The 11,999-nt window shown below is 66.4% G+C and carries 9 protein-coding genes; 5 read left to right on the top strand and 4 right to left on the bottom strand.

All coding sequences use genetic code 11. The annotated features are described in order from the left end of the window. Positions 1-67: 67 nt before the first annotated feature. Positions 68-1,459, bottom strand: a complete 1,392-nt coding sequence (locus BMI91_RS18855; RefSeq protein WP_078606243.1) for an oligosaccharide flippase family protein — start codon at positions 1,457-1,459, stop codon at positions 68-70. Positions 1,460-1,657: 198 nt separating this feature from the next. Between BMI91_RS18855 and BMI91_RS18850 the strand changes: the two genes are divergently transcribed. The 5 genes from BMI91_RS18850 to BMI91_RS18830 all read left to right on the top strand — a co-directional run bounded on the left by BMI91_RS18850 (position 1,658) and on the right by BMI91_RS18830 (position 8,594). Then, entirely contained in the window at positions 1,658-2,896 is a 1,239-nt protein-coding gene (locus BMI91_RS18850) for a Coenzyme F420 hydrogenase/dehydrogenase, beta subunit C-terminal domain (protein ID WP_078606242.1), read from the top strand. Continuing rightward, positions 2,893-4,056: a polysaccharide pyruvyl transferase family protein gene (locus BMI91_RS18845; protein ID WP_078606241.1), complete on the top strand. Its 1,164-nt coding sequence runs from the start codon at positions 2,893-2,895 to the stop codon at positions 4,054-4,056. Before BMI91_RS18850 ends, BMI91_RS18845 begins: the two co-directional genes overlap by 4 nt. After that, on the top strand, positions 4,056-4,916 hold the full coding sequence (locus BMI91_RS18840; protein ID WP_078606240.1) for a glycosyltransferase family 2 protein: 861 nt from the start codon (positions 4,056-4,058) through the stop codon (positions 4,914-4,916). Before BMI91_RS18845 ends, BMI91_RS18840 begins: the two co-directional genes overlap by 1 nt. Before the next feature lie 133 nt (positions 4,917-5,049). After that, positions 5,050-7,191: a right-handed parallel beta-helix repeat-containing protein gene (locus BMI91_RS18835; RefSeq protein WP_078606239.1), complete on the top strand. Its 2,142-nt coding sequence runs from the start codon at positions 5,050-5,052 to the stop codon at positions 7,189-7,191. Next, on the top strand, positions 7,191-8,594 hold the full coding sequence (locus BMI91_RS18830; RefSeq protein WP_078601742.1) for an O-antigen ligase family protein: 1,404 nt from the start codon (positions 7,191-7,193) through the stop codon (positions 8,592-8,594). Before BMI91_RS18835 ends, BMI91_RS18830 begins: the two co-directional genes overlap by 1 nt. Here BMI91_RS18830 and BMI91_RS18825 read toward each other — a convergent pair. From BMI91_RS18825 to BMI91_RS18815, 3 genes are all read right to left on the bottom strand, one after another. Beyond that, a complete protein-coding gene (locus BMI91_RS18825) occupies positions 8,591-9,574 on the bottom strand; it encodes a glycosyltransferase family 2 protein (RefSeq protein ID WP_078606238.1) in 984 nt (327 codons plus the stop codon). The two genes, BMI91_RS18830 and BMI91_RS18825, sit on opposite strands and share 4 nt — an antisense overlap. Before the next feature lie 11 nt (positions 9,575-9,585). Continuing rightward, positions 9,586-10,146, bottom strand: coding sequence for an acetolactate synthase small subunit (ilvN, locus tag BMI91_RS18820; RefSeq protein ID WP_075775634.1), 561 nt, complete (start codon positions 10,144-10,146; stop codon positions 9,586-9,588). Between the two features lie 86 nt (positions 10,147-10,232). Continuing rightward, positions 10,233-11,978 (bottom strand): acetolactate synthase 3 large subunit, encoded by a 1,746-nt coding sequence (locus tag BMI91_RS18815; RefSeq protein ID WP_078601744.1) that lies wholly within the window; start codon positions 11,976-11,978, stop codon positions 10,233-10,235. Positions 11,979-11,999 lie beyond the last annotated feature (21 nt).

Here is an 11,999-nt window from a genome sequence, read left to right as displayed (position 1 = left end):
CTCCCTCTTTGGTTTATGGCGCGCGTCATCGGGGAGTGTAGCACGAAAATCGTACAGAGGCGCGGGGTCAGGCAGTGCCGATCTGCGGGCGTCCCAAATAGGCCCGCAGATGGGGCAGGGCGGCAAGTTGCACCGCGATCAGGATCAGCGCGACCGGCCAGATCACCAGCGCGCCGGGCGCGGCGAGTGTGATCAGCGGGACCGCGATCAACACGAGTGCGGTCGTCAGCGCGGCGCGGCCCACCTGAGGCAGCGCCATGACCCGTGACAGCCGCCAGAGCGCCACGCCAAGACCGATCGCCTCGCCCGCGACCCCGAGCCAGATCACCGGCACGACCGAGCCGGTCTCAATCAGCGCCCAATAGCTCAGCGGCAGCACCCCGATCCGGGGCAGGTTCCCCCAAAAGCCGTTATCGGTCTGCCCCGCCGAGAGCGCGACCGTGCTCGGCCCGTTCTTGATCGCGCGGAGCGCATTCATCAGCGCGAAGGGGATCAGGAGCGGCAGGAGGTTTGCATATTTCGCCCCCAGAAGGGCCGTGACGACGAGCGGTCCGATCAGGACCGTGCCCAGCAGCAGGATCGATCCGGTGAGGAACATCCCCTCGAAGGTCGCCCCGGCAAGCTGGCGATGCGCGGAGGCGTCCGCACGGCCATGCGCGGCCGAAAGTTTCGGCAGAAAGAGGTTCTGCACCGATTTCGCGCCGATCAACGTGGGCGTCAGCGTCAGCGTCATGCCCATCGCGAAGATCGCCAGCGCCTCCATCCCCGCCAGTCGCCCGACGATGATCTTGTCGCCCTGAAAGACCAGATACATCAGGGCCGCATTGGCCAGAAGCGGCGCGCCGAAACGCAGGTTCGCGCGCATCTCGGTGCGGTCGAGGCGCGGGCGGTAGCGGCGCTCGGCCATCAGGTGCGAGACCAGAACGCCGAGGGCCGCGTGCAGCAGGATCGCCCAAAGCGCTACCTGCCAGTCGTCGAAGAGGCGCGAGAGCGGCCAGATCGCGATCAGCGCGGCCAGTGCGGGCAGGGCGCCTGTCAGTAGCATCGGGCGGTAGTGGCCCCTGCGCTGGGCGCGGTGGATGTCGAAATGCTGCGCCGCCGTCAGGAGCGGCACAAGCGCGAGCCAGCGATAGGCAGATGCGGCCTCTGGGATCGCGAGGAAGCCTGCGATCGGCCCGGCCAGTACGAACAGCGCCGCCGCCGCGATCACGCCGCGCAGCAGTTGGAAACCTTGCAGTGCCGCCTGAAACGCCGGGTCGTCGCCGCGCTTCGACTGCACGATCTGCTGCTGCAGCCCCAGCGTCGAGCCCATCTCGATCACCGCCATCACCATCGCGAAAGTCGCGGCCACGCCGTAATCGGCCACCGGGATCAGCCGCGCGATCGCGAGGTTGCGCGCGAGCATCAGCGCCGAGGTGGCGGCGTTCCCGCTGAGAATGAGGATCGCGGTGCGAAGCATGTACTGTCCGATATGGCGCGGGGTTTGGCCGCCCGCGCATGTTTTGCGCCCATAATCCCGCCCGAGGGGCCGTCGGGTCAAGCGCGCTGTGGCGGCTGTGGCTTGACGGCCACGTCACGCGCGCCGACCGACCCAGCCAAGCCTTGCCAGATTCACGGCTTTGCTGTTCAACTCCTTGAAAAACCAGATCGGCCGAGCATGACCCATCACAGCCCCATTTCGACGCCTTCGAGCGAGGCGCTCGCCCATGTCGCGGCGGGCGATCTCTGCGCGGGCTGCGGGCTGTGCGCCGGGGTGGCGCCGGATGAGATCGCGATGGCGCCCGATGCGCGCGGCTTCCTGCGCCCGGTGCAAAGCGCCGAGATCAGCGCACGGGCAGAGACTGCCATCGCCGCGTGCTGCCCGGGCCTGGGCCAGAGCGCGCAGCGCGTGGCGCCCGGAGAGGAACCGCTCTGGGGGCGGTTCATGGAGATGAAAGCGGGCCATGCCACCGACGCGGACCTGCGCCATGCGGGAGCCTCAGGCGGGGCGCTCTCGGCGCTGGCGCTGCATCTGCTGCAATCGGGCCGCGTCGATGCCATCGCCCAGATCGAGCCCGATCCAGACAACCCGATCGGCAACCGGATGCGGCTCAGCACCACGCGCGACGAGGTTCTGGGGGCGGCGGGCTCGCGCTATGCGCCCTCGGCGCCGCTGGCGGACCTGTCGACGCTGATCGCGGATGGGCGGCGCTTCGCGGTGATCGGAAAGCCTTGCGATGCGGTGGCTTTGCGGGCGCTGGTCGCGCGCGATCCGAAACTTGCGCGGAGTTTCCCGGTGATCCTGTCCTTCTTCTGCGCTGGCGTTCCCAGTGCAGAGGGCGCGCGGGAGTTGCTGGCGGAGATGGGCGCGCCCGAGGAGCAGCTCGCGGGCCTGCGCTATCGCGGCAATGGCTGGCCGGGCAAGACGGTGGCCGAGCTGCATGATGGCTCCACCCGTGAGACGAGCTATCACGCGGCCTGGGGCGGGGTGCTCTCGCGCCACGTCCAGCACCGCTGCAAGATTTGCGCCGATGGTACCGGCGTGGCCGCCGATCTGGTCTGCGCCGATGCGTGGGAGGCCGACGATGCGGGCTATCCGCTGTTCGAGGAGGCGCCGGGACGCAGCCTGATCGTGGCGCGCACGCGCTTGGGGGCCGAGATATTGGCCGAAGCCGAAACGGCAGGAGCCGTGGAAACCACGCTGTTCGATGTGGCGGAGCTGGCCGCGATCCAGCCCGGCCAGCGCGAACGCCGCCGCGCCCTTTTTGCGCGTCTCGCCGCGCTCAAACTGATGGCCCGCCCGATCCCGCGCTACGAGGGGATGAACCTGCGCGCCTGCGCGCTGCAAAACCCGGTCACGCGGAACCTGCGCAATTTCGCAGGCACGGTCCGACGTGTGTTGCGGGGCCGAAAATGAGCCGCACGCTGCGCGTCTGCCTGATCTTCCACTCGACGCGTTCGGACAATCTTGGCGTCGGCGCGCTGACCGTGTCGGAGATCGCCCTGCTGCGCGATCTTGCTGCCAAGGCAGGGCGCGAGATCGCGATCACCGTGCTCGACTGGAAGGACCGGCGCACGCCTTATGTGGCGGGCGACGACTTGCGGCTGATCGAGGTGGATGGCGCTTTCCTGAAATCTCCCAAAGGGTTGTGGGCCGAAGTTAAGGTAGCCGATCTGGTGATCGACATTGGCGGCGGCGACAGTTTCGCCGACATCTACGGCACCTCGCGGCTGGTGAAGATGTTCTGGATGAAGTTCGCCACCCATCTCGCGGGCACGCCTCTGGTGGTCGCGCCGCAGACCGTGGGGCCGTTCACCAAGGGCTGGTCGAAGCGGCTGGCGCGGATGAGCCTCAACCGTTCGGCTTTGGTGGCGGTGCGCGACGAACGCTCGCGCGCGGCGCTGGACGATCTGGGCTATCGCGGCGCGCCGGTTCTGGCCTCCGATCTGGCGCTGCGGCTGCCCTATGACCCGCCCGCGCCGCGTGACGGTGGTCCGGTGCGCGTGGGTATCAACGTCTCGGGGCTGCTGATGGCGGGGGGTTATCACGGGGGCAATGATTTCGGGATGGCGCTGGATTATCCCGCGCTGATCGCGCGCGCGATCGACTGGTTCAAGGGGCAGGGGGCCGAGGTCCATCTGGTCCCGCATGTGATCGTGCCCGAAGGCCCGATGGTGATCGAGGATGACCTGCGCGCCTGTAAGACGCTGGCGGCCGAGCATGATGTGATCTGCGCGCCCGCCTTCGCAAGCCCGTCCGAGGCGAAGAGCTATATCGCGGGGCTCGATTTCTTCACCGGCGCACGGATGCATGCCTGTATCGCGGCGTTCTCGTCCGGTGTCGCTGTGGTGCCGCTCGCCTATAGCCGCAAATTCGCGGGGCTGTTCGGCGCGCTGGGATATGACCACACAGTCGATGCGACCTCGGCGGATGCGGATGCAGTGATGGCGGCGCTGGAGCAAGGGTTCGCTGATCGCGACAGCCTCGCGGCAGAGGCGAAGGTGGCGCTGGCGCGCGGGATCGACCGGCTTGCGGCTTACGACGCGGAGCTGCTTGAGTTGATGAAGGCGCTGTGATGGCCGAGGCCGCGATCATCATCCCGCATTACAACGACGTCACGCGGCTCATGCGCTGCCTCGAGACGCTTGCGCCGCAGCTCGACGCGCGTTGCGAGCTGCTGGTGGTCGACAATGGCTCGACCGATGATCTGGCCCCCGTCCGCGCCGCCTATCCCGACCTTCGGATCGTGACCGAGACCAAGAAGGGCGCGGCAGAGGCCCGCAATCGCGGGGTGGCGGAGACGACGGCGGCGCGGCTGTTCTTCATCGACAGCGATTGCGTGGCCGACCCGGACTGGATCGCGACCGCCTTCGCCGTGGCCGGGCAGGGCGATCTGGTTGGCGGGCACGTCTTCGTGTTCGACGAGACCCCGCCGCCGCGATCCGGCGCAGAGGCTTTCGAGACCGTCTTCGCCTTCGATTTTCGCCGCTATATCGAGGAGAAGGGCTTCTCCGGCACCGGTAACCTGCTGACCCGGCGCGATGTCTATGAAGCCACCGGCCCCTTCATCGCGGGGCTGTCGGAGGATCTCGACTGGTGCCGTCGGGCGACCGCGAAGGGCTATTCGCTGATCTATGCCGACGGGCTGCGCGTGGGCCATCCGTCACGGCAGGACTGGGCGGCGCTGTCGCGCAAATGGCGCCGGCTGACCGAGGAAGGCTTCGGCGTGAATGGATCAAAACTGCCCGCGCGGCTGCGCTGGGGGGCGAAGGCGCTCTTGATGCCCGTCTCGATCCTCGCCCATCTGCCCAAGGTGCTGCGCCACCCCGACCTGCGCGACGCGACCGAGCGGTGGCGCGCCGTGGCGACGCTCGCGAGACTGCGGCTCGCGCGGATGGGCTGGATGCTGCGGCAGGCGATTTTCGGGCGGCTTTAGCGGCGCGAAGGCCACAATGGCGATGTGCAAGGTTTAATCTGGGTTAAAGCGCTTGCTGCGTCGATCTTCCTCACGCTAGCGTGACGTCAAGATATCAGAGCCGCAAAAAGTGGCCCGGAACAGGCAGGCAGCGATGGAGCAGATCGCATTCACCACGAGGCATGCAGCCCGCGTCGGACGGCGTGGGCTTTTGGCCGTCGGTCTTCTCGTACTCGGGGCGCTGCCCGCACTGGCGCGCGACTGGCAGGTCTCGGATACGGCCGGGCTGGCGCGGATCGGGGCGAAGCTGGAGCCGGGCGACACGGTTCTGATCGCGCCGGGCGACTATGACGCGCTCGATCTGCGGGGGCTGACAGGGCGCGAGGATGCGCCGATAACCTTCCGCTCTGCCGATCCGGGCAACCGGGCGGTGATCGCGCAGATGAACCTGCGGGAAGTCAGCCATGTCGTGATCGAGGCCGTGACCTTCGATTACCGTTACACCGAGGGCGACCGATCCAACTTCCGCCCGTTTCAGGTCTTCACCACCCGCGATCTGACGATCCGCAATGCGCTGTTCGATGGGGACCTCGCCCCCGCCGATCCCGATCTGATTGAGCAGGGCCCGCTGCCCACGGCCTTCGGGCTGGCGGTGCGCGCCTCGACCGGGATCACGGTCGAGCGGTCCGAGTTTCGTCGCTTTTATCGCGGCGCGATCTTCACCGACTGCACCGATCTGGTGGTGGTCGCCAACGACATACATGACATGCGGATGGACGGGCTGAACTTCGCCCAGATCGAACGCGCAGAGATCGCAAACAACCACATTCACGATTTTCGCCGTGCGGTCGCGTCTGGCGATCATGCCGACATGATCCAGTTCTGGACCGCCGGGACCGAACGGCCCAGCCGTGACATCGCGATCACGAACAACCTGCTCAATTCCGGCGAGGGCGGCTTCACCCAGTCGATCCTGATGCGCAACGAGCTGGTCGATCGCGGCAAGGCGGGCGCGGAGATGTTCTACCGCAATGTCGAGATCAGCGGGAACGTCATCATCAACGCCCATCTGCACGGGATCACGGTGGGCGAGGCGGAGGGCGTGAAGATCGCCAACAACACGCTCATCCATGACGTCTATTCCGAGGGCGAGAAACGCGATCCGGTTCTCTGGATCCCGCAGATCCGCGTGGCGCGCGATGCCCGCGCCGTGGAGATCGCCCGCAATGCGGTGAGCGAGATCGCAGGCCCGGCGGGGCAGCCCGACTGGAAGCTCCGCGACAACCTGCTGATTCAGGACATCACGCCGCAGCGGGCGAGCTATTACGACCAGCTCTTCGTCGCCGCGCGCACCGGTGCGCCGCGTGAGATCATGAATTACGCCTATCTTCCGGGTGGGGCTTTGGCCGGGAGCGGGATCGGTGCGCCGATGCTCGATATCCTCGGCGGTCCGGACGCGTTCCAGCCGGTCATGCGGTTCGCGCGCAGCGACGGCGGCGGCACCACGCTGCAATTCGACGCGAGCGAGAGTGTGCTGCCCGAAGGGGTGGCCCCTGCCGAGGTTGCCTATCGCTGGGGGATCGACGGGCAGACCAGTCTCGAGGGCGCGCAGGTGCCGGTGGGCTTCCGCATGCCGGGGCGGCACAAGGTGACGCTGTCGCTAACGCTGCCCGACGGGCGGAGCGCGCAGAGCAGCGGCTATGTCATGGTCCGCGATGACCGTATCCTCAGCTATGACCCCGAGCTGGGCCGTGTGATCTCGCATGCCGGGGCGCAGCCGGAGGCGCTCGACTCGATCCCGCTCAGCCCCGGCGCGCTGGAATTCGGGCTCGGTGGCGGGGCCGTGGTGATCCCGCGCGAGATGGTCGCGCCGCTCTACGGGGCGGATCGCTTCGCGCTGCATATGAAGCTGCGCGCGGTGGGCGATTACAAATCCGCCGGAGAGCTATTGCGGCTGCATCAGTCGCTGATCGTGCGGGTGACCGGGCGCGGCACGTTCGAGGTCGAGTTCTGGCCCGAGAGCGGGCAGCGGCTATTCCTGCGCACCAAGCGCGTGCCGATCTATGACGGCAAGTGGCACGACATCACCTTCCGCTACGCCTCGGAAGACAGCCGTTTCGAGGTGCTTTCGGGCGAGGAGGTGATCGGCAAGGGCTCCGTGTCTGGGCGGCTCAAGCCGATGGAGTATTGGGGCCTCGCGCTGGGCAATCCCTTCGGCAAGGGAAGCTTCCACGGCGAGATCGAGGCGCTTGATCTGACCGCGAGCCGCCCGGCGGTGAGCGGGGCGATGCGCTGATGCGCGCCGGGGCGATTGGCAGTGTCACTCCGCAACGTGCGCGCCCGACAAGCCGCGCGGGCGGGCGATCCCGTATCGCCGAGACCGCCGCGCTCGCGACCGCGAAACTGCCGTGGCCGGTGCTGCTGTTCGTGCTGTCGATCCTGCTGCCCTTCAAGTTCAACCTCGGCCCGCTTGCGATCACCGGGAGCCGCCTTGTGCTGATGGCCTTCATCCTGCCCGCCTTCGCGCGGGTCTTCAGCGGGCGGGCAGGGCGGATACTGCCGGTCGATTGGCTGTTCCTGTTCCATGCGCTGTGGCTGTCGGTCGCGCTGGCGGTGAACAACCCCGACCGGGTGATCCAGCAGGCGGGCTCGGTCGGGCTGGAGGTTCTGGGCGGCTACCTGATCGGGCGCGCCTATATCCGCTCGCGCGAGGATTTCGCGGCGCTGGGCAAGGTGCTGATCTGGTCGGTGCTGATCCTGACGCCCTTCTCGCTTTACGAGACGAAGACCGGCACGACCCTGATCCCGACGCTGATCGACAAGCTGCCGGGGATGGGCACGATCACCTACAACTTTCAGGAGCCGCGCCTGGGGCTGGAGCGGGTGCAGGGCCCCTTCGCGCATCCGATCCATTTCGGGCTCTATTGCTCGGTCGTTTTCGCCTTCGCCTTCGTGGCCTTCGACGGGATCAAGTCGCTGGGCTGGCGGGTGGTGGCGAGCGGACTGATCCTGCTCAACGGCTTTCTTGCGCTCTCCTCGGGGGCGCTTCTCTCGCTGCTGCTGCAGCTGGGGCTGATCGGCTGGTACATCACGTTCGTGCGGATCGAATGGCGCTGGTGGCTGCTGACGGGGCTGTGTGCCTTCGCCTATGTTACGGTCGACCTGCTGTCGAACCGCTCGCCGATCATGGTGTTTCTTAGCTACGCGACCTTCTCGGCCCATACCGCCTATTGGCGCACGATCATCTTCGACTGGGGGCTGAAGAATGTCTGGGCCAACCCGATCTTCGGCATCGGGCTGAATGACTGGGTGCGGCCGTGGTATATGTATTCCGGCTCGATGGATAATTTCTGGCTGGTGATGGCGGTGCGCTATGGCATCCCGGGCTTCCTGCTGGTCACGAGTGGCTATGTCTGGGGGCTGTTCAAGGTGATGTTCCGCGATTTCAGCGGCGATCCGCGAATGCAGAATTTCCGCCGCTCCTGGGTGTTCACCTTCGCGGGGATGACCTTCACGCTCTGCACCGTCTATGTCTGGGAGTCGATCTACGCCTTCACCTTCTTCCTGTTCGGGGCAGGCATGTGGATGCTGACCGAGGCGGTGAAGGAGCGGGCCGATGAACCCGAGGACGCGGCACGGCCTGAGGCGCGCGGTACCAGCTACACGCGGTTTGCGCAGACGCATCGGCGGGGCGATTAACGCCCGATCTTCGCCCGTGTATCGGGGCTGAGCGCGGCCAGCACCGCTCCGGGCGGCGCCATCCCGAAGAAGCCCCGCAAGAGCGCTGCGGCTTCCGCCCCATGCCCCTGGGCCCGCAATTGCGCGGCTTTCGCCAGCGACCACGCCGCACCGCCGATCAGCCCGGCGGGGAAATGGCGGCGCAGGAACATCGCCCGCGCGCGATGCTTGAAATATTGCGAGAACGGCGAGGCGACCGAGCCCATCCGCTGCGAGCCGATCGCCGTGCCCGCGACGTGATGTACGACCGCGCGTTCGCAATAGGAGATCGGCAGATCGCCCCGCCGCAGCGCCCAATCGACCTCTTCGTAGTAAAGGAAATAGTCTTCTGTCATCGGCCCTGCACGCTCGAGATGGGCGCGGGTCGCGACGAGGCTCGCGCCGGTGACGAAATCGATCTGGGAGGGGTCCGGGGCGGGGCTGTCCGCGGAGGCGAACTGGTTCAGGTTATGGGTGATCCCGGTGCGCCGGTCGATCACCCCACCGTCGATCTGGATCTTGTCGGGCGCGTCGCCATAGACCACCCGATGCGCGATCATCGCGGCGCCTCGCGGTCCGGGATCATGCGAGGCGAGAAGGGCAGGCGTCTCGGGCGGCACCACGCAATCGGGGTTGAGCAGCCAGAACCGGTCAAGCGCGGGATTGGCCGCGAGCCGCGCGAGGCCCAGATTGACGCCCGCAGCAAACCCGCCATTGCTCCCCGCCTCGATCAGCGCAATGCCATCCTGACCCGCCTCCGCTGCCCCCATCAGATCGGGAACGGCTGCGCGGATCACCTCCACCGTGTCATCGGGCGAGGCATTGTCGACTACCACCACATGCAGCGCCACGCCGGTCGCCGCCCGCAGCGAGGCGATGCAGGCCGCGATCACGTCCGAGGATCGATAGGTGACAATGACGACACCCAGAGCGGGATCGGTGGCGGGACGCGGCTCGGCCATGTCGCTCTGGCTCAGGCCCCGCGCGAGAGGGCTGCGACCCCGGTGCGGGCCACTTCGGCCAGACCCAGCGGGCGCATCAGATCGGCGAAAGCGTCGATCTTCTCCGGCGTGCCGGTGATCTCGAAGACAAAGCTCTCCAGCGTCGAGTCGACCACATTGGCGCGGAAGATCTCGGCCAGACGCAGCGCTTCGATGCGCTTGTCGCCCGTGCCCGCAACCTTGATCAGCGCCAGTTCGCGCTCGACCGGGTAGCCCTCGACGGTCAGGTCCTTCACTTCGTGAACCGGCACGATCCGGCCCAGTTGCGCCTTGATTTGGTCGATCACGTTCTCGGTGCCGCGGGTGACGACGGTGATCCGGCTGCGATGGCCCTTATGGTCCACCTCGGCCACGGTCAGGCTGTCGATGTTGTAGCCCCGGCCCGAGAACAGCCCGATCACGCGGGCCAGAACGCCCGCCTCGTTATCCACGATCACGGCGAGCGTATGGCTGCGCTCAATCTGGTCGTGGCTGTCGCGCAGGTCGTAAGCGGAATGGCTCGAGGAGCCTTTCTTGATCTTCAGAGCGGCCATTGCCTCTCTCCTTTTCCTAGTTCGGACCCGATCTTCGGCTTGGTCCAAATATCCCGGGGGTCCGGGGGCAGCGCCCCCGGCGTCGCTCACACCAGCGCCGCGCCTTCCTTGAAGACATCGGCATCGGCCGCCAGCAGCATCTCGTTATGCGGCTTGCCGGACGGGATCATCGGGAAGCAGTTCTCGTGCTTCTCCACGAGGCAGTCGAACAGCACCGGGCCGTCATGCTTGATCATCTCCATGATCGCATCGTCGAGATCGGCGGGGTCGGAGACCTGCATCCCCTTCCAGCCGAAGCTCTCGGCGAGCTTCACGAAATCGGGCAGGCTTTCCGACCAGCTATGCGAGTAGCGCTCGCCATGCAGCAGTTCCTGCCACTGGCGGACCATGCCCAGACGCTCGTTGTTGAGGATGAACTGCTTGACCGGCACGCGGAACTGGGTCGCGGTGCCCATCTCCTGCATGTTCATCAGCCAGCTCGCCTCGCCCGCCACGTTGATCACGAGGCTCTCGGGATGGGCGATCTGCACGCCGATCGAAGCCGGGAAGCCGTAACCCATCGTGCCCAGACCCCCGGAGGTCATCCAGCGGTTCGGGTCCTCGAAGCCGAGGAACTGCGCGGCCCACATCTGATGTTGGCCGACCTCGGTGGTGATGTAGCGATCCATGCCCTTGGTCAGCTCTTCGAGCCGCTGCAGGGCATATTGCGGTTTGATCGTCTTTTCCGAGTTGGTGTAGGCGAGGCAGTTCACCTTCTTCCACTCGGCGATCTTCTTCCACCATTTCTCGATCGCGGGCTTGTTCACTTTGCGTCCGCGCGATTTCCAGACCTTGAGCACGTCTTCGAGCACATGGCCGATGTCGCCGAGGATCGGCAGGTCGACGGCGATGATCTTGTTGATCGAGGAGGCGTCGATATCGACATGCACCTTGGTCGATTTCGGCGAGAAGTCCGCCACGCGGCCGGTGATCCGGTCGTCGAAGCGCGCGCCGAGGTTGATCATCAGGTCGCAGCCATGCATCGCGAGGTTGGCTTCATAGAGACCGTGCATCCCGAGCATGCCGAGCCAATTCTTGCCCGAGGCGGGGTAGGCGCCCAGACCCATCAGGGTCGAGGTGATCGGGAAGCCGGTCGCGTCCACCAGTTCGCGCATCAGCTGGCTCGCGGCGGGGCCCGAGTTGATCACGCCGCCGCCGGTATAGAAGACCGGTTTCTCGGCGGTCTCGATTAGCTCGACCAGCTTGGTGATCGCGTCGAGATCGCCCTTCACCTGCGGCTGGTAATGGTCGACCTTCGCGGCTTTCGGCTCGGTATAGGTGGCCACCGCGAATTGCACGTCCTTGGGCATGTCGATCAGCACCGGGCCGGGACGGCCCGAGGTCGCCACGTGGAAGGCCTGATGGATCGTCTCGGAGAGTTTCGCGGGGTCCTTCACCAGCCAGTTATGCTTGGTGCAGGGGCGGGTGATGCCCACCGTGTCGGCCTCCTGGAAACCATCGGTGCCCACGAGGAAGGTCGGCACCTGTCCCGACAGCACGATCAGCGGGATCGAGTCCATCAGCGCGTCGGTCAGCCCGGTCACCGCATTGGTCGCGCCCGGGCCCGAGGTCACAAGCGCCACGCCCGGCTTGCCGGTCGAGCGCGCATAGCCTTCGGCCATGTGGATTGCGGCCTGCTCGTGGCGGACGAGGATGTGACGGATGTCGTTTTGCTGGAAAATCTCGTCATAGATCGGAAGGACCGCGCCGCCCGGATAGCCGAAAATTACTTCGACCCCGTGATCCTTCAGCGCCTGAACCACCATCTTCGCGCCGGTCATCTGCCGTGCCATATGCTCACTCCATCCTTGCGC

Source organism: Thioclava sediminum, from assembly GCF_002020355.1.
Classification (GTDB): Bacteria; Pseudomonadota; Alphaproteobacteria; order Rhodobacterales; family Rhodobacteraceae; genus Thioclava; species Thioclava sediminum.
Note: the sequence above shows the minus strand (reverse complement) of the source record. Positions and strands in the feature narration are given on the sequence as shown.